Origin of the sequence: Streptomyces sp. MMBL 11-1 (assembly GCF_028622875.1) — a bacterium.
Taxonomy (GTDB): domain Bacteria; phylum Actinomycetota; class Actinomycetes; order Streptomycetales; family Streptomycetaceae; genus Streptomyces.
Genome location: NZ_CP117709.1, coordinates 250,117 through 268,032 on the forward strand (window position 1 = coordinate 250,117; position 17,916 = coordinate 268,032).

A 17,916-nucleotide genomic window follows, 5' to 3' on the forward strand; every position below is an offset into this window, starting at 1 on the left:
TGTGTCATGCGAGGCTGCCGCGGCCCATGGGGTACCAGGTGACCTGGGCGAGGTAGTCGCCCTTCTCCGTTCTGGTCTGGACGTTGAGTGTGGAGCCCTGGGGGACGGGGACGAGCAGGTTCCGCGGGGTGGTGGCCTCGGGAGAGAGTGCTTCGGCACGGTGGGCGACTTTGTTGGGCGCGGTGACCTGGACGGCAGCGAAGGCGTTGGCGCCACCGGTGACCGGGCGGATGCGTGCGGCAATGAAGCCGTCGGTACCCGCCTTCTTCTCGACACTCTGCGGCGTGCCCAATGCCTTGGTGTCGTCGATCAGCGTGACGGGTTCGGTGAGGAGAGCGACTTTCCCGTCCGCGCGCAGTTGGCCGGTGGTCAGGTTGGGTGTGCTGACGCTGATGGCCATGGTGCGCCCGCTGGTGATGGTGTCGTTGTTGAGGGTGTGGGTGGCCAGCAACGCGAAGGCGGTTGTGTCCTGGACGCCTTCTTTGCAGGTCCAGGTCCCTTTCGCCGCGCCCTTGTCAGGTTTCGTCTGGTGAGTGACGTCGATGGGAAGTTGATCGCCGTAACACAGGTGGAACTTCAGGCCGGGTGGGAGTGGTAGGGCGGCGGTCCAGTTGAGGGTGAAGTCTTTGCCGGGGGCGACGTGGGCGGTGTCGCTCCAGAAGCCGGTGATGGTCTCGGTGCCGGAGGTGACGGTGTGCGGGTCCGATTGCGGGGCGGCCCCGTCGGGGGTGTAGGGGGTGGCGCTGATGCGGGCACTGCCCTGGCTGGGGCGCAGGCCGTCGAGAAGGAGGTGGAGTCGTGCGCCGGGGGCCAGGACGGTGGGTGCGCTGGGGCGGAGGTGGTGGCGGTGCTGTCCGTCGGGGTGCGGTTCCCAGACGGAACCGTCGGTCGCGGTGACTTCTGGGGCCGGTTCGGCGTGGGCGGCCGGGGAGTCGACGGTGGTGGTGTGGCGGGTGAGGGTGATCTGGGTGCAGGTGGCGTGCTGGGCGGTGGTGTTGATCAGCGTCAGACGCAGGGCCCGTGTGTCGGCGTGGGGGGCGAGCGTGCACGTGAGGGCGGTTGGCGTAGTCATTGGCCAGTCTCATTGTTCGTGGTGGGGCGGGTGAGGGTGAGGTAGCCGGTGCGGACGTCGGGGACGGTGCCGGGTGGGTGGGCGAGGGCGTCGGTGTGTCCGATGTCCAGGTGTGCCCAGGGGGCGCTGTCGCCGGGCGGGGTGCGTTCGCACCAGGTCCAGGTGCCGTGCCATGAGCCTGGCGAAGGTAGCGCCAGGGCGGTGGCCGACTCGGGGTGTTGGGGCTGGTCGGGGTCGGTGGTCTGCGGGGCGAGGGTGGCCAGGAGGGGGCCGGTGGGAACGCACAGGGCGATGCGGGCCAGGGAGCCGCGGATGGCGTTGTCGGGGACGCGGGTGGTGGCGGCGGGCAGTATGCCGGTGCGCGCGCTGAGCGGGACGAAGGGGTTGACCAGCATGGTCACCCAGGCGGTGGCCGCGGGTGAGGGGCGGGCGCCGTGCGGGGTGTTCTCGGCGACGACCGTCGGGAACGCCTGCGGGGTGATGGGGCGTGCGTAGTGATGGGCGGTGGGCTCGGTGTAGGGGGTGTTCAGGCGGGTGTAGTCGGTGGGTTTGCCGTCCGGGGCGGTGTAGTAGCCGATGAGACCGTCGCCGGGGTGTGCGGCGTCGCCGAGGCGGATGGGCCACGTGGTGCTGCGGAGGGGGTTGGCGTCGGTGGGGAGCGGGCCGTCCAGGAGGTGTTCCCAGGTGGGCTGGGGGTGGGGGGTGTCGGCCAGTTCGATGCGCAGGCGGGCGCGGACGACGGCCACGGGACGTCCGGCGAGGAGGGTCCAGGGGGTGGTGTGGCTGTCGTCGGGGGCGTGGGTGGCCAGGAGCGCTTCGTCGATCACGTGGCGCAGGTCGGTGCAGGCGTGCAGGACATCGGTGGGACTGCCGGCGAACAGCTCCTGGATGAGGGGGCCGAGGTGGGGGTGGCGGTGGGCGAAGTCGGCGTGCCGCAGGTGGTCGGTCGTCAGCCAGGGGGAGCCGGGGAGGGGGCGCCAGTCCGGGCGGGGGGCGTCGTCCGGGCCGGTGATGAGGATTTCACCGAGTCCGGTGCCGTCGGCTGCGTAGACGGCGAGCGTGTTGTTGCGGTGGTCGGGGACGAGCCAGCCGCAGACGGGCCCGCTGTCGGGGGTGCCGGCGGGGGTGGGGGCGGCTTCGGCGGACAGAACGAGGTGGTCGTCGGTGGGGCTGACGAGTTCGAAGCGGGTGCGCGCGGGCTGCTGGATGCGGGGTTGGAGCTGGATGCAGGCACCTGGGTGGGTCTCGTCGAGGGCCAGGAGCTTGCCGTCGTGGTCGCCGGGGCGGGGTGTGTGTCCTGCGGGGTGGGCGGTGTTGGGTGCCAGGTCGGTGGAGCGGGCCGGCGTGGAGCGGTGGAGGGTGTGGGGGTTGATGTGGTCGTAGCCGCGGCCGAAGCGGTCGACGATGACGAGTTCGGTGAGTACGAACTGCCCTGCCGCGACCGGTCGGCCCCACGGGGGCGTGTCAGGGCCGGGGCTGGGCACGGCCCATGTGGGGCGCAGGAGGGCGGACAGGTCTTGGCGCGGTTCGGGCGGGTCGCTGTGCGGCACGGCTCGGTACTGGGCGAGGTAGGCGCCGAGGCCGCCCAGGGTCTGGCAGATCTGAGAGGTGGTGGCCTGGTCCCGGAGGGTGTTCAGCACGGCGTGGTCGGCGTCCTGGTGGCGGTGCAGATAGTCCCTGATGCGACCGCTCACCAGGAAGTCCGGCAAGGGGGTCAGGAGGGCGCGGCCGACCAGGTCTTCCGGCGTGGTTGTGCCCTTACCGTCCAGTTCCCATTGGCCGCTTGTGCCTTGGTGCCATTCGGTGCCGACGTCCAGGTGCCAGTGGCGTCCGTCGTAGTGCCATCCTGGCCATCCGGGTGCGGCGGGGTCGGGTTTTTGGGGGTGCGCGGGAAGTGCGCGGATGCGGGCGGTCCACAGCAGGAACAGCGGGGCCCACGGCTGGTTCCACAGGTTCGTCGAGGGCCAGATCGGGTCGGTGGAGCCCGTCATGGTGTGGGCTCGGTGCTGGTGTGCCTTGGCCCAGGAGTGCACGTCGGTGGGGGTGGGCGTGGCGATCAGGGCGTCGCCGGCGGCCTGCTCCAGGGCGTGGAACTCGCGCAGGACGGGCAGCAGTGGCGCCCAGTCCTCGGTGGAGGTGATCGGCTGCCAGGGGCCGGCTGGATCGCCGGGCTCGGCCGTGGCGGCCAGGAGCGTCGGCGCGAGCGGCAGGCCGGCCTCACGCGGTTCAATTCTGTCGACGAGGTGCTCGTGGAAACGGCATTCGACGGTGGTGCGCGGTGCGAGTTCGGGGCCGGTGCCCGCGCCCTGGAGAAGGACCACAGGGTCCTGAGGACGGTGGTACGGGGGGTGGATGACGCACTGCAGACGCTGTCCGGCCGTGAGTTTCATGCGCTGGGCGCGGGCCGCGATGGCGTCGATGAGGTCTTTGGTCCGGGCTCCGGACGGGACCTTGGCCCGCAGCGCGGCGAGCTTGCCGCGCAGATCGCGGACCTGGGCGGCGAGGCCGTCTCGGTCGGGGTTCAAGTGGGCGTCCAGCCTGGGCAACAGGGCGTCCGGACACGCGCGGGGGTCACGCAGCTCGGGATCGGCGCAGGCGGACAGGCCGGCCAGCCACCACAGGTCGTACAGACGGCGCTGGGCGTCGGCGAGTTCACGGGCCGTCTGGTCGTGAGCGAGCTGCTCGGCGTTGAGTTCGTCCAACGCGGCACGCTGCCCGTCGGTCAGCGCGGTGGGCGGGCGCGCACCGGCCTTGCTGCCGTCGGCGACGGGGGTCTCAGCGATCGTCCAGTGGCAGCCGGCCGGGCTCGCGGTGAAGCAGGCGTCATGCTCGATGTCGCGCAAGGCGTCGCTGCCGTCGTCGAGGACCTGGTCCAGGATCTCCAGGCGGGCGCTGTCGAAGGCACGGTGCAGGAGCCGTTCGGTGGCGGGCAGCCCCTGCTGGGCGCGCAGGGCGTCGCGGGCGTCGGCGGTGTTGATGCCCAGGGCGACGTGGACCTGGCCGGTGTTGTTACCGGGTTTGGCCGAGGGCCAGTCGTCCTTGTTCTTCCAGGTGAGGGCCAGCACCGTGCCGGTGTACAGGGTGTGGGTGAGGTGGCGGGCGTCGGGTGCCGTCCAGCCCAGCAGGCGCAGTCCGGCCGCGGTTTTGGCCCGCTGATCGAGGGCGTCCGTGTACAGGCCGTGGAATTTCAGTAGTGCGTCCAGCGGGCCGGTTCCCTGCGACGTCGAGGTGAGGGGGTCGTCGGCGGAGTGTGAGTACCAGCCGGCGACGAGGTAGCTGACGGTGCCGTCCGGCAGCGGTTTGCCGTTGACGCCGGTGAGGGGGTCGTGGACGGAGAAGACGTTCTGGTTGTAGTGCTGCAGGAGGTGGAAGGCGGGCAGACCACAGCCGTCGGCGGTGAGGAACCGGGCGCCGCTGAGCTGGGCCTGTTCGACCGCCTGCCATCCGTCCTTGTCCAGGTCGCGGGCGGCGCCGATGGCCACCTCACGCCCCTGCCACAGATAAGGCGTGCCCGGATTGAGGGGGTCAGAGGCGTCGAAGTCGAGGTAGTCGCTCTGCACCAGCCATGCGGCGGCGGCTGGAGGCGGGGCGGTGCCGCTGTCGGGGGCGGGAGTGCGGTGGATGCGCACGATCAGCCACCGGTTGGGGACCAGAGGGTAGGTCAGGCGGGCCAGTCCCGCCTCCTGGTGGGGGTCTTGTGCGGTCGTGGTGAGGTCCGCGCGGGCGCGAGTGAGGGCGTGTGGCACGTCCCATTGCAGGTAGACGCCGTTGCTGCGAGGGCTGTTGGACCAGCGGGTGTCCTGGGAGGCGAGGTTGCCCACGGGGTCCTCGCGCATTTGCCCGGGCTGGGGGAAGGCGGGCGGCATGCGGTGGAAGCGTTCGGTGCGCACCTGGTCGTTGACAGCCAGAGCACTGGTCTGGACGGGCACGATCAGCGTGGTGTCAGCGCCGGTCACGATGTGGCCTCCGTGGTGGATACGTCGAGGTCGCTCGCATCGTCGGCACGGGAGAGGACCAGGCGGGCGGTGGTGTCCAGGAGCTGCAGCCCCATCTCGGCCGCGGTCAGTTCCTGCCGGTTCTTGTTCGCCTCGTCGGTGTACCACTGGCCTTGGTCGGACAGGGCGTTGCGCAGGGCCCGGTTGAGGCACTTCCGCGTGGCGTCTTCGGTGAGAACGGTCAGCGTTTCGGTCGGCTGTCCGGTGGCGCAGCCGGTGCGCCGCAAGTCGAGGATGCCGCCGCAGTCGTGATTGTGCAGGGTCTGCCCGAGGTGGCGGGCGTCGGCGAGGTTGCGCAGCTTGACGGTGTCCTCGCCGTCCAGGCCGTAGTGCGGCTGTTCGGCGGGCCGGCGCAGGACGATGCGGCCAGGCGCGGCGGTGAAGTGGGCGAGCAGCAGATCGGGCGCGAGACGGCGTGGAGGGCTGAAGAGAACCGGTCTCGCGAGCGTGCCGTCGACGGCCTCGATGATGAGCGCGGGCCAGTCCCGTACGACACGGGAGCGCACCAGCATGCCGTACTTCGGCAGGGCGAAGGTGCTCAGGAGCCTTCTGCGCAGATGCTGGCCGACACTGTGATCGAGGGAGGTGGCCTGGCCCATCTGGACGGCGCCGGCGACCATGGTGGACAGCCACGTGCCGTCCACGGCGAACAACCGGATGCTCTCCTCGGGCAGCAGACGCGGGTCGGGCACCAGGTGGTCCAGCGGCACGGCCTGGAGCAGTTTGCGCGCGCACAGCGAGTCGTCGATGACCGCGGCGTGCACGTCCACCACGTGGGAGACGAAACCGGCCAGCGCTGATCCCTGCGGGGCCCGCAGCACCGCCCGCAGCTCGGCGCGCACGTCTGCTCGCTCCTGCGCTGCCTCGCCGTCCGCTTCCAGGGCCGGAACGGGGGTGGGCGCGGAGGCAGCGCGGGTCATGCGGGCCGCGAGGAGCGCTTCGAGGTCGCGCCTGGCGCTGCCGGTGGCCCGCAGGTGGCGGGCCACTCGCGGGGAGCTGCCGGGCCCGGACGGAGCGGGTGCCGTACGGGCCCGGGCAAGGGCCTCGCGGGCGGCGGGCCCGTCAGGCCCGTGGCGAGCGGCGCCCTGAACGACAGCCGTGTGCACGGTGGCGAGGGCATCCTTGCGCAGCAAGGTCAGGGCCTGGTTGAGGGCGGGGTCGGCCAGGGTGAGGAAGCGGCCGAGGGCGAACGCGCTGGAGTAGCTGACGTCGAACATGCCGTGTTCCGGCTCATAGGCCAGAGCGTTCGTCTCACAGGTCAGCTTCTCCGCCGTGAAGGGCGGCGGAGCAGGCAGGACGGGGGTGAACGGTCCGCGGTACCAGGCCACGGTTCGCTCCCCGGTCGGCAGCCGGTGGGCGACGGGTACGCATCCCGCGCTGAGCCGCTTGCGGGCGGCGGCGCCGGCAGTGGTGTCCTGGTGGGATCCGCCGGGCACGGGCAGGCGCAGCAGGAGGTCGTTGCCGCTTCGGGTGGCCAGCTCTTTGACGGCGTCCTCGAAGGAGCCCTTGGCATCGGGGTCGTGGTGGAAGGACCACGAGTACAGCGACAGCATCTTCACCGTGCGCACGGTCGTGTTCCGGTGGGTCAGGGGCCAGGTGCCGTGGAGGTGAGCGCCCATTCCTTCCAGGGAGATGAGGTGGGCGCTGTAGTCGCCCGCGGTGTGGGGCAGACGCGCGGACAGTACGACGGAAGTGGCGTGTTCGGTGGCCTTGCCGGGGCCTGTCGTACCGTCGGCCCACGCACGGTCGGCGTCCTCGCGTACGCGCCGCACGAACACCAGCTTGGCCGTCTCGCCCAGGCGTGGCAGGACGTCGGTGAACACCTCGGCCGACATCTCGACGGTCCGGCACAGGGTCACCCCCTTCGGGAGTTCTTCGGGCCCCAGTGTGGGAAGCAGCACCCCGTCCTTCGGGGCGGCGCACTCGGCCAGGAAGTCCTTGATCTCGCACTCAACCCAGGTCTTGCCCGTGACCGGATCGGCGCGCAGGTCTGTCGCACTGAGGACGACCAGGGCCAGCCATGGCGTGGAGCCGGCGTCCGCGGACCGCTGCCACGGCAGTGACGGTTCGGCGAGCGCGAGGTGGGCCATCGTCTGGCGGTAGTCGGCAGAGGAACCGGGCGGGGGATAGAGCGATTCGACAGCGGCGGCCTCCAAGGCGAAGCGCGGGCCGGCTACCGTCAACTCGTGCGAGGCGTCCCTACGGGCACCGCTGACGCCGTGGCCGGCGACTTCGGTGGCGACGGCCACCTTGTAGGTTCCCGCCTGCACCGCTACGGACGCCTCGTTCTGCAGCAGCAGGCGTCGGTCGGTTGCGTCCAGCGGGGAGGGGGCGGTCAGGGTCACGAGGCGCCTTTCTTGTCCTGGCACAGCAACGGCTCACTGCGCAGGTACACCCACAAGTGGTCGGAGTACTCGCACAGGGCGTCCTGCGGACAGGGCTGTCCCTGGCTGGTGGGCGCCAGGCCCCACTGGGCGAGCTGGTCGACAAGCGCAGTGCGCCCGGTGGCTCCCGCACCCGCGACGTCGGCGGCGATCATGGCCCGCACGCCGGGTCGTTCCACGGCCGCGGGGACGGGACTCGCCCGGACGGGCAGCGCAAGAACGGGGCCGTCGGTGTCTTCGAAGGCCAGGGTCTTCTCGGTGGTGGCCAGGCCGGCGTCGTCCTGGGGGGCGGGCGGCACGGTCAGCCTCAGGCCCGTGACCGCTTCGGTGGTCTCCTCGCCGGACGGCAGGGACGGCTCGTCGTCGCCGAGCGGAGTGCCCCACAGCCCCAGAGGAACCGGGCCGGTGATCCTGTCGACCTGCCACCGGTTCTTCTCGACATCGTACGGTTGCCCGTTGTGGGTGACCTCCACGGTGTGCGTGGAGGTCACCGCGTCCAGGCCCACCGGTCTGACCGGGATGGGGCCGCTGTCCTTCCAGCCGGCCGGCGCCCGGTGCTCCTGGCCGTTGCGCAGCCTGGCGTGGGTGACGGGCACGGCGCTGCGGGTGGTGAGGCTGAACGCGTCGTGGGACATCTGCCAGATCGCGTCCTCGCCGGTGCCGCCGGCGGGCAGCAGGCCGGTGACCGGATGGACCTCGACCACCGGGTCGTGCAGACGGCGTTCGGTGAACTCTTTCCAACTGAGCAGCGGGCGCTTACGGGGGCGGTCCTCGCCGAAGGAGATGTCGAAGCTGCAGCCCAGGGCATGCACGGTGGCGATACCGCCGGTGGGCGGCCCCCAGAAGTCCACGCCGACCCCGAAGGTCCCCCGCAACGTGAACAAGACGTCCAGCTCCACCCAGATGTCAGCGTGCGCGGTGACCTCGAAGAAGAACGGATCCCACTGGATCAGCGCGTCGATGCCCACCTCGCAGCCCGCGCTGATCGGCCCCGCGTGGAAACTGACCTTCACCTCCGTGCCGACCATGAACGCCGCCGGTGTCAACGCGGCGTAGCAGGATCCGCGCATCGACACATTGTCCGACACCGACCAGGACAGCTCCAGGCGGCCTACGTCGGGGTAGTGCGACGGTCTGCTGAAGTCCTGGTGGTAGCCGCCGACCGTGGCGACGAAATCCCCGGGATGCGCGCTGGCGCCGAACCACACGCACAGCGCCGCGCCGCCGGAGAGCCGGCACGACTCGTGCACGACGAACGAGCCGGGTGAGATTTTCGCGAAGACACCCAGCATGTCGGTGCGCGAGGAGTAGGAGGCGGCGAGGTCCAAGCCGACCTTGGCGAACGGTTGGGAGCTGTTGGGGAACTCCGCTTCCAAGTGACCGAGCAGAGCGAGGGTGAAGTCCTTGTCCGCCCCGGTGCCGAAGTCCACCAGAGCCAGGGCGCTCCCCTTGAGGAACTTGAAGGAGTCGAAGTCGATGCCGGCGGCCAGCCACGCCCGTCCCGGAGCCGGGCTGATCCACGGCCTGCCGGAGCCCGTGGCGCCGGTCAGCTTCTCCAGGTAGGCCAGCGGCGCGGACAGCAGATGGTCTGCGCCCGCCGGCATCAGCGGGAAGTCGCAGATCTCCTCCGCCCCGGGGACACGCACCGTGCTGTTGAAGCCGAATCCGGCTGCGGCGCCGGTGATACGGAACGGCGGCGGCCCCACTCCCTGACCGTTCTTCAGCGCGAGGCGACCGAAGACGAACACCGACGGTCCCTCTCCGATCTTCTGCGCGTACCCGCCCACCGCAACCAGCGCCAGCGCCGGCGTCTCGACAGCGGCCGCGCCGTCGATCATCACGCTGTACCCGGGCTTGTCACGTAGCAGGAACGAGCCCGCGACCTTCAGCGGCGGCCGGTCCCAGGCCAGACCCAAGCCGTCCAGCCGCGCCGTCACGTGAGCGGGGTCCTTCACCGGGATGCCCAGGCCCATCCCGTCAGCAGCGAACGTGAGCCCAGCGAGTTCGACCGAGGCGTCCGCGAGCACCCACACGGTGGCCGGGGGCGCCTTGTACTGCACGCCGAGGCGCTCCAGGCGCACCGGCCCCAGCCCGCGTCCCACCGGGACCCACACGATCGCCCCCGCGGTGCCGTCGCGCGGATGCCCGTCGGTGGCCGTGAGGCTTCTGCCTGAGGCGCTCCGCATCGCCCACAGGTCTTCGCGCCTGCCCGCCAGCGATGCCGTCACACCCAGCGCCACGCGCGACTTCAGGCCGGTGGGAACCAGCAGGTCGCCCGAACCGATTCGGGCGAGCGCCTCGTTCAGATTCCGTACCTCGTCCGGTCCCTGGCCCTGGCTCATGGCCGCGGCCGACAGCGCCTCCAGCCGTACATCCGCGTCGACAGGCACCAGATCCCCCACGACCGGAACACCCCTCAGCCCGGCCTTCAGATCGACCCGCACCAGCACCGCCCACGCGCGCGGTGTACCCCCGCCCCCTCCACCCGCCTCCACGGCTCGACGCTCGCCCCGCTCGTCCACGGCCCTCGGCCTCCTGATGACCACACCGTGCCCGGCCAGGCACGGCGGCGGCCCGTGCGGACCGCCCTGTTTCGTGGCCACACTGTGCAGCACACCCTCGCGCCCCGTGCCGCGAGCGCCACGGCTACGGAGGAGATCACCCGATCACCGGGCGGCGCCCAGTAGCGCGGAGAGGGCGCGCGCCATGCGTGCCCGTGCGCTGGGGCCGAGGGCCGGGAAGGGAGGGTCTTCGCCCCGGTGCAGCGGTGTCCCCAGGCCGTACCCCGGACTGCGAGGGTGGTCAGACCGTGCGGGGAGACCGGCGCGCCGTGCCGTGCGTCCACGGCCCCTGTGGGAGGGTTGGCGCCGCCCCTCCCACAGGACCGGACGGCCCGGTGGAGCGGGCGCGGTGCGCGGCAGCCTCGGCCCCAGAGGTCCGGACCAGCCGGAGACGCTCGTGCCGCAGCCCCGGACACCGCCGCACGAAGGCGAAGAGCGTCTGTGAGCGGGTCTGCCCCGCAGAGCCCCACGGCTTCGGACCGCGTCCCGTATTCCCCCTCAGCCACGGACCCGGCGCGCCGGGTCTCCCGCCGCAAGGAGCGACCTTGCCATCGATGGACCTCAGATTCGGCACGGGCCGACCTGGATACCCGTACCTCGACGAGACCTCCGTTCCCGCCGTCATGGCGGAGCGTGATCAGCAGAATCTGTACAGAGCGCGCAGCGTCGGCGCCGCGGGAACAGGCGTGACGCTCGCACGGCACCACCTCCTCCCCTGCAAAGACATCCTCCACTACTGGAATTTCGCAGTCGACCATTTCTATGGAAGCGACACGGACCAACTACCCAAATCCGTGGAGAAATTCTTCGACTCTTTGATCAAATACGTCAACGCTGCCCCGCTGGCCGCCATTGGGGACAAAGGGGCACTCGTGAATTTCCTGCGCGCACTGAAGGACAAGAAGATCTCCCACGAGGGAGGCGCGGCAGGTGAATACGTGGAGCAGAAGGAAGAGTTTCGCCAGGTCTTCGCCTGGTGTCCGGGAAACCTGATCATCGGCCCGGAACCATACCGAGTGGCCGACAACCGAGCCGGCCGCGTGGACGATCCACAAGACGATCCCGAGATCTACCTGGCCGACGAAGCAAAGCCACCCGCAGTCAGCCAGCTGCTGACGTGCCGTGAGCTCCTCGTGCCTGGGCAGAACATCAACGGAACGGAACGTACGCTCAAGCCGCAATACGTCCCGAGGCTCGAGATTTTCTTCCAGAACTACCGCCGGCTGTTCGAATACGGATCCGCAGCCGTCAGCTATCCCCAGAAAGTCGCGGACACAGCCTGGACAAAAATCCCCCCTGATTGGGCCTACGTGCGGAGAGCCATCGGAAAAAACGGGACCCCCTCCAAAAACGACTACGTCAGGAACACAACGGGAAACACCCTGCGGCAGGCCGCGAGCAGAAGCAGGAACTGCCCTGTCAGCGCGAAAATTCCTCGCGACAGGACCTCGTTCCAGACACTCCCGGCCACCTCCCCAACGCCGTCGAGCGTCACGATCGGCAACACGGTAGTGCCCCTTACCGTCGACGCCACATGGAACGACGGCGGCTGCGACTACCGCCGTTACCTCGGGAGCGCCCATGGGGTGGAGATGGCCGGCCTCCTGAGCTGGGCAAGCGAGACCTGGAAGATCCCGGTCGAACTACCGGACTGGGTACGGAACCTGAAGCTACGCGAGGTGGCGTTCGAGAGCGTGGTGAGCGATCAGTGGACGTCCTGGAAAGTCAGCCTGGGCGTGGCGATGGACGTCTCCGGCATGACGGCGGACGCGGTCGTGACCCTGGAGTGCGCCACAGGTCGCGCGGTGGCATTGGCGGCATACCTCGCACTGCGAAATCAGGACGATCCCGAGGCCGATCCGCTCCTGCTGTCCGGAGCCCTCATCCATACCGCAACCGACGGTTGGGATCTGACGGCCTCCCTGGCCGCACCGGAGCCGATCCGGCTCGCTGACCTCGCCCGCTGCTTCTCCATCCCACCCGAGGACCTCCCGGAAGAACTGAGCGAGATGGCACCGGCCGTCAGCAACGCGGACCTGCTGTACACCCGGAGCGCTGCGGGGCAGGTCCTCGCGCTCACCGTCAAGACGGAGCACGTTGAAATCGCCCTGGCCTGCAGCTCCCCGACGGGCTCCAGGGAGGGCAACGATCTTGCCACCCCGTGACACGGACGGGTCAGAAGGAGGTGTCACGGCACGACTGCCAGTGAGTGGGGACGGCGGCGAGTCGGTCGAGAACGCTTCGCCATCTCCGTAGTCCGCCAGCGGCGCCCGCACGCCTCGTGGCGGGCTGCCGGCTCGAAACCCGTGCGGGAAGCGGGAGCCACTCCCTCCTGGCCCCGATCGCGACGGCAGGCTCTGCGTACGCGAGAAGTGGTGCTCGCGTGTCCGGTTGGGGGCCAGCAGTGGCCGGCGACGCCTCTTGCCGGGCCGGGGCGAAGAGGGGGCGGCGGACGGACCGTTGGCAAGCTGTTCCCATAGGGCGTTGTTGGTGTATTCGAGTTCCTGCACCGACCACAGAAGCGTGTCGTAGCAGTGCAGTTCCTCTGAAACCCTGGCGCGTCGGCGGCTCCAACTGTGGACATGGGACGTGCTGATCAACAGCTTCGCCTGATCACTGAGACCGTGCAGGTTGCCGGATTTCTTGAGGTCGAGGTGTGGCTTCTCGGCGGATGGGCCATGGATTCCTTCCTGGGCAAGGTCACGCGAGACCATGAGGCGGCATCGCCGACAACGACCCCGTCGAGCAGGAGAAGGCGATGAAATTCAACGCCCTGCTCACGAACGCGGTGATCTTCCACAACGCCCTGGACGTCGGCTTCACTCCGCTGCGGGGCCAGGGCCCTGCAGCCATCGGCTTCGGCCAGGCCGCCTGATCTCAGTGGGTCGCGGAGCCGGCGAGGGCGGGCTCTGCGGCAGGCCCCTCGGATCTGCGGGGTGTCTGGGTGCGGTAGGAGTGACCGAGTTCCGGGCCGAGTCCGAAGTAGTGGCGGAAGTTGTAAATAAGGGGACTCCATGCGGCGGGGTCGATGTGGTCGGTGCCCGGAACGACGATCCGGGAGTCGGCGTGCACCTTGCACACGACTGCCTCGACGATGACGAAGTCCCCGGAGACGTCCGGCTGTACCCGTTCGGCACGGGCCTCCAGTTGAATCGGGCATCCGGCGACGCGAGGCGGCCGGACCCGATGGGAGGGCTCGCTGGTCATGCCTGCGGCGGCGAACTTGTCGGGCTCGAAGCGGCAGCCCTCGGGCTTGCTGCAGGGCACTGGATCCCGGCCGGTCAGTGGCGCCAGCCGCTCCACGGCCGGCCACTGGGCGGGGGCCGGCAGGTTGATGACCAGGTCGGGGCGGCTGCCGAGGTTGTACGCGGTCTGCCCCTCACGGCCCAGTCCGATCACAACCGTCTTCCCGAGGGCCCAGGCGGATGATATCGGGGCAAGGTTGAACGAGCCGTCCTGATTCTCTGTCGACAGGAGCACCACCGGCGTCCCGAAGTACAGGATGCTCGGCTCGATCTCCAGGTGGGAGGCGACTGTCTGTGCGGGCAGGGTGCTGGGGAGTGCCGTGTTCATGGCCAGAAGGCTAAGGTCCGGTCGTTTCGGCCGGGGCCGAAGTGTCATAGGGGACAATGGACCGCATGGACACGCAGCGTGCACATGTAGCCGGTACGGGCCTGGCTACCGTGGCAAAGCTTCTGGCCGATGGCACGCGGGCAGGTTTCTGTCTGGCCCTGCTCGACGGCCGGGCTTGGACAGCGACGGAACTGGCGCGTCACATGGGGGTGGCGCCCTCGACCGCGACTGAGCACCTGCACGCGCTCGTCCGCGGAAACCTGCTGGCTGAGGAACGGCAGGGCCGCCACCGCTACGTGCGTCTGGCCGGTCCGCACGTAGCCGAGCTGATCGAGAGCCTCGCCTCCATGGCACCCGAGCGCACCCCGGCACCCCGCTCCCTGTCGGCGTCTGGCCGCCGTCAGGCCCTCACCCACGCCCGTACCTGCTACGACCACCTCGCCGGGACCGTCGGAGTCGCCATCACCGATGCGATGCTCGACCGAAGGCTGCTGGACCTGGAGCGCGGACTCGGGCTCACCAGCGCCGGAGCGACCTGGCTCGAAGATCTCGGCATCACCGTCCCGACCGGCACGCGCCGACCATCGGTACGGTCGTGCCTGGACTGGACCGAACGCCGCCCCCACCTGGCCGGCGCCGTCGGCGCCGCCCTGTGCCGTCACGCGTTCGACACGGGCTGGATCACTTCCATAGGAACCACGCGCGCCGTCGCAGTCACCCTCCTCGGCCGACAGGCACTCCGCCGTCATCTCGGCCTGTCCGATGGACTCCTTTCGCAGAAAGGTAGTCCTGAGATACCTCGGACCCTCGCCCGACCACATCCGTTCTGCCCTTGATCTTCGTTCTCACAACCTCTCGCAAAACAGCATTCGCACCATGCCCCTCGCGATAGGTTCTGCGACATGTTCCAGCTCGCCGAACCGGCCTCCGCCGTCGAGCAGTTCGACTACCCCACCTGTTCCGCTTCTGCGGGAAGCGCCTGCAGCACCCGCGGCGGCAAGGTCGCCCCGAAGTACCCCACCCCGCGCTTCATGTTCGCCCTCGGCTCCGCGCCGAGCTGAAGGTGAAGACTCTCGCCGAGCTCGGCCGGATCTCGAGGAGAGCCGGCTCGCCAGCCCCGTACTTCGCAGGTCACTGATTCAGACCTGCGGTGCCCGCCGCTGCGCGGCCGAGCGTTCCTTGCATCAGCAAGGTGTCGATGCAGCGGTCTTGCTCGTGGCCGACGCCGGACAGCCGGCCCACGCCGGTGAAGCCATAACGGCGTTGCAGCGCGACCAAGGCGCCGTTGTCGGCGATCACGGCGATCATCATGCGTGTGAGTTTCCGGACGGGCCGTCAGTCCAGGCGACCTGGTTCTCCGTTCGAGGACTGCAGACGGGCGAACGGCACCCCGGCTTCGCCGCGATCCTCAGCTGGGCCCAACTCCGACCAAGAAAACAGCCCCAAAGGTCGTTGCAGAAGGGCAAGCGCGGGCAGGTCGAAGTGGTGTTTGACCTGGTGGTTGAGCATGCCATAGCGAGGTTATGCATGGTGGATACGGCGTGGTGGATGCCGTCTCCTGTGCGATCCTCGGCAACAACGGAGCGGTCCGCTCCCACAGGGGCTAACGGCCAAGGTGGCATGCTCTTCAGCCCGCACTGCCGTTGGGGGAGAGTTTCCCACCGCCCCGGCCATACGTCCCGAAAGGCCGCAGCACTCCACGATGACGAGTCCGACCGAGCCTTCGCGTAGGAAACCGCGAACCTCCAGGTTGACCGAAACGGTGAAATCAGGCGGCTCTCCGGAGGCCACGGTGGTTATGCACCCAGCTTCAGATACTGCTCCATGCGTCACACGCCTTCGGCCCGATCCAGGCCGGCGATCTCAGGCTCCGCCGTTTGAGCCTGGGGCTTTCAGGACGCCTTCGCGGTGGCATCGGCCACGCCACGTTGGCATCATCACGTCGGAGTACCCAAAAGCCGTCCCTCAAGATCAAAAAGCGCCGCACCCATAAGCTGACGAGCAGTCACAATGCGCAGCAACCAGGCGGCATCAGTACCGCCACAAGGCGCGGCAAGCCGCCGCTGACCGCCAAGATCCACAACTGGATACACCCTTACTGACCTGGAAAAACGCAGGTCGCGAAGCCCTCTACTACGCTCACCAGGAGATCGGCATGAAGATGCTCATCAACGTTCCCGAGACCGTGGTCGCCGATGCTCTGCGGGGCATCGCGGCCGCGCATCCCGAGCTGACCGTCGATGTGGAGAACCGGGTCGTCGTACGGCGGGACGCGCCCGTGGCGGGGAAGGTGGGCCTCGTCTCCGGGGGCGGTTCGGGGCACGAGCCGCTGCACGCCGGGTTCGTCGGTCCCGGGATGCTGTCGGCCGCCTGTCCCGGAGAGGTGTTCACCTCCCCCGTGCCGGACCAGATGCTGCGGGCTGCGGCAGCCGTCGACAGCGGGGCGGGCGTGCTGTTCGTCGTCAAGAACTACACCGGTGACGTGCTCAACTTCGAGATGGCCGCCGAGCTCGCCGACGACGAGGGGATCCAGGTCGCCCAGGTGGTGGTGGACGACGACGTGGCCGTGAGCGACAGTACGTTCACCGCCGGGCGGCGCGGTACGGGAGCGACGCTGTTCGTCGAGAAGATCGCCGGAGCCCTGGCGGACGAGGGCGCTCCGCTGGAGCGGGTGGCCGCCGTCGCGCGGCAGGTGAACGGGGCCTCGCGCAGCTTCGGGGTGGCGCTCGGCGCCGTCACCACTCCGGCCAAGGGCAGCCCCACCTTCGATCTGCCGGCCGGGGAACTGGAGTTGGGTATCGGCATCCACGGGGAGCCGGGGCGTGAGCGGCGGCCGATGATGACGTCCGGGGAGATCGCCGACTTCGCCGTGAACGCGGTGCTGGAGGACCTGCGCCCCACCGGCCCGGTACTCGCGCTGGTGAACGGCATGGGGGCGACACCGCTGCTGGAGCTGTACGGATTCCATGCCGAGGTCCATCGGGTCCTGTCCGAGCGGGGTGTCCCGGTGGCCCGTACGCTCGTGGGGAACTATGTGACGTCGCTCGACATGGCAGGCTGTTCGGTGACGCTGTGCCAGGTCGACGAGGAGCTGCTGCGCCTGTGGGACGCGCCCGTGCGGACGGCCGCGCTCCGCTGGGGCTGTTGAGCCCCGACCGGGTTCCGTGACCGTGCGGGGCCCGGGGGGGGCGACCGTACAGCCCGTGCCGCCGGGACGATCGGTCCGGGTGGGACCGAGGAACAGGAGATCATGTGCTCGACACCGACTTCTTCCGCCGCTGGATGGCCGCTGTCGCGGCGTCCGTGGAGCGCGAGGCGAACCATCTGACCGAGCTGGACTCGGCGATCGGGGACGCCGATCACGGCAGCAACCTCCAGCGGGGCTTCACGGCGGTGACAGCGGCGCTGGAGAAGGAGGCCCCCGCCACCCCCGGTGCCGTGCTCACCCTGGCCGGGCGGCAGCTCATCTCCACCGTCGGCGGGGCGTCCGGACCGCTGTACGGGACCCTGCTGCGCCGTACGGGCAAGGCTCTCGGGGACGAGGGCGAGGTGACGCAGGACCAGCTCGCCCAGGCGTTCGCGGCCGGGGTCGCCGCGGTGGGGCAGCTGGGCGGCGCCCAGGCCGGGGACAAGACGATGCTCGACGCGCTGCTGCCCGCGGCGGAGGCGCTCGCCACCTCGTTCGACGGTGCCGCGGAGGCGGCTCGTGCGGGCGCCGGGGCGACGGTGCCGCTGCAGGCGCGCAAGGGCCGGGCCAGCTATCTCGGCGAGCGCAGCATCGGGCATCAGGACCCGGGCGCGACCTCGGCGGCGCTGCTCGTCGAGGCCCTGGCGGCGACGGCGGCGGACGGAGCGGGCGCGTGAGCGGCGAACGGCAGGTGGGCATCGTGCTGGTCTCCCACAGCGGTGCGGTCGCCGCTTCGGTCGCCGAGCTGGCCCGGGGCCTGGCAGCCGGGGGTGTGACCGCGCCGGTGGCCCCGGCCGGCGGGCTGCCGGGCGGCGGGCTCGGGACGAGCGCGGAACTGATCGGCCGGGCCGCCGCCTCGGTGGACCGGGGTGCGGGTGTCGCGGTCCTGGTGGACCTGGGGAGCGCGGTCCTCACGGTGAAGGCCATGCTCGCCGAGGGCGATGAGCTGCCCGAGGGCACGCGGCTGGTGGACGCGCCGTTCGTGGAGGGCGCGGTGGCCGCCGTGGTGACCGCCTCGGCGGGCGGCGACCTCGCGGCGGTGGAGGCCGCGGCCTCGGAGGCGTACGGCTACCGCAAGGCGTAGCGCCTCCTTCCGGATCATGCCGGGGCCCGCGTGGCGCCCCGCACCGCGCCGCAGCAGACT

General features: G+C 70.1%; 13 protein-coding genes. 7 read left to right on the plus strand and 6 right to left on the minus strand.

Annotated features, from left to right (window positions below; translation table 11 throughout):
• Positions 1 to 4: 4 nt before the first annotated feature.
• The 4 genes from PSQ21_RS01095 to PSQ21_RS01110 are packed head-to-tail and all read right to left on the minus strand — an operon-like array spanning position 5 to position 9,973.
• A complete protein-coding gene (locus tag PSQ21_RS01095; protein ID WP_274028481.1) occupies positions 5 to 1,072 on the minus strand; it encodes a hypothetical protein in 1,068 nt (355 codons plus the stop codon).
• Entirely contained in the window at positions 1,069 to 5,028 is a 3,960-nt protein-coding gene (locus tag PSQ21_RS01100; protein WP_274028483.1) for a hypothetical protein, read from the minus strand. Before PSQ21_RS01100 ends, PSQ21_RS01095 begins: the two co-directional genes overlap by 4 nt.
• Complete coding sequence (locus PSQ21_RS01105) at positions 5,025 to 7,412, minus strand: hypothetical protein (protein WP_274028484.1); 2,388 nt, start codon at positions 7,410 to 7,412, stop codon at positions 5,025 to 5,027. Before PSQ21_RS01105 ends, PSQ21_RS01100 begins: the two co-directional genes overlap by 4 nt.
• Positions 7,409 to 9,973: a DUF6603 domain-containing protein gene (locus PSQ21_RS01110; protein ID WP_274028485.1), complete on the minus strand. Its 2,565-nt coding sequence runs from the start codon at positions 9,971 to 9,973 to the stop codon at positions 7,409 to 7,411. Before PSQ21_RS01110 ends, PSQ21_RS01105 begins: the two co-directional genes overlap by 4 nt.
• 593 nt (positions 9,974 to 10,566) lie before the next feature.
• On the opposite strand from PSQ21_RS01110, the gene PSQ21_RS01115 reads away from it, so the two are divergent.
• Together PSQ21_RS01115 and PSQ21_RS01120 are read left to right on the plus strand one after the other, a co-directional pair.
• Positions 10,567 to 12,177, plus strand: a complete 1,611-nt coding sequence (locus PSQ21_RS01115) for a hypothetical protein (protein ID WP_274028487.1) — start codon at positions 10,567 to 10,569, stop codon at positions 12,175 to 12,177.
• Positions 12,178 to 12,594: 417 nt separating this feature from the next.
• Positions 12,595 to 12,774, plus strand: a complete 180-nt coding sequence (locus tag PSQ21_RS01120; RefSeq protein WP_274028488.1) for a nucleotidyltransferase domain-containing protein — start codon at positions 12,595 to 12,597, stop codon at positions 12,772 to 12,774.
• A 115-nt stretch (positions 12,775 to 12,889) separates the two neighbouring features.
• Here the strand turns inward: PSQ21_RS01120 and PSQ21_RS01125 are convergent, their stop codons facing one another.
• Complete coding sequence (locus PSQ21_RS01125; protein ID WP_274028489.1) at positions 12,890 to 13,585, minus strand: flavin reductase family protein; 696 nt, start codon at positions 13,583 to 13,585, stop codon at positions 12,890 to 12,892.
• A gap of 56 nt (positions 13,586 to 13,641) precedes the next feature.
• Between PSQ21_RS01125 and PSQ21_RS01130 the strand changes: the two genes are divergently transcribed.
• A complete protein-coding gene (locus PSQ21_RS01130) occupies positions 13,642 to 14,421 on the plus strand; it encodes an ArsR/SmtB family transcription factor (protein WP_274028490.1) in 780 nt (259 codons plus the stop codon).
• A 66-nt stretch (positions 14,422 to 14,487) separates the two neighbouring features.
• The gene (locus PSQ21_RS01135) at positions 14,488 to 14,646 is read left to right on the plus strand and encodes a hypothetical protein (RefSeq protein WP_274028491.1); all 159 of its coding nucleotides are present in this window, start codon (positions 14,488 to 14,490) and stop codon (positions 14,644 to 14,646) included.
• Between the two features lie 70 nt (positions 14,647 to 14,716).
• Here the strand turns inward: PSQ21_RS01135 and PSQ21_RS01140 are convergent, their stop codons facing one another.
• Complete coding sequence (locus tag PSQ21_RS01140) at positions 14,717 to 14,896, minus strand: hypothetical protein (protein ID WP_274028493.1); 180 nt, start codon at positions 14,894 to 14,896, stop codon at positions 14,717 to 14,719.
• Between the two features lie 844 nt (positions 14,897 to 15,740).
• Between PSQ21_RS01140 and dhaK the strand changes: the two genes are divergently transcribed.
• From dhaK to PSQ21_RS01155, 3 genes are all read left to right on the plus strand, one after another.
• Positions 15,741 to 16,733 carry a dihydroxyacetone kinase subunit DhaK gene (dhaK, locus tag PSQ21_RS01145; protein WP_274028494.1) on the plus strand — a complete coding sequence of 331 codons (993 nt, stop codon included), beginning with the start codon at positions 15,741 to 15,743 and terminating at the stop codon, positions 16,731 to 16,733.
• A gap of 104 nt (positions 16,734 to 16,837) precedes the next feature.
• Positions 16,838 to 17,449 (plus strand): dihydroxyacetone kinase subunit DhaL, encoded by a 612-nt coding sequence (gene dhaL / locus PSQ21_RS01150; protein ID WP_274028496.1) that lies wholly within the window; start codon positions 16,838 to 16,840, stop codon positions 17,447 to 17,449.
• On the plus strand, positions 17,446 to 17,856 hold the full coding sequence (locus PSQ21_RS01155; RefSeq protein WP_274028497.1) for a PTS-dependent dihydroxyacetone kinase phosphotransferase subunit DhaM: 411 nt from the start codon (positions 17,446 to 17,448) through the stop codon (positions 17,854 to 17,856). The genes dhaL and PSQ21_RS01155 overlap by 4 nt, the downstream gene beginning before the upstream one ends.
• Positions 17,857 to 17,916: the final 60 nt, after the last annotated feature.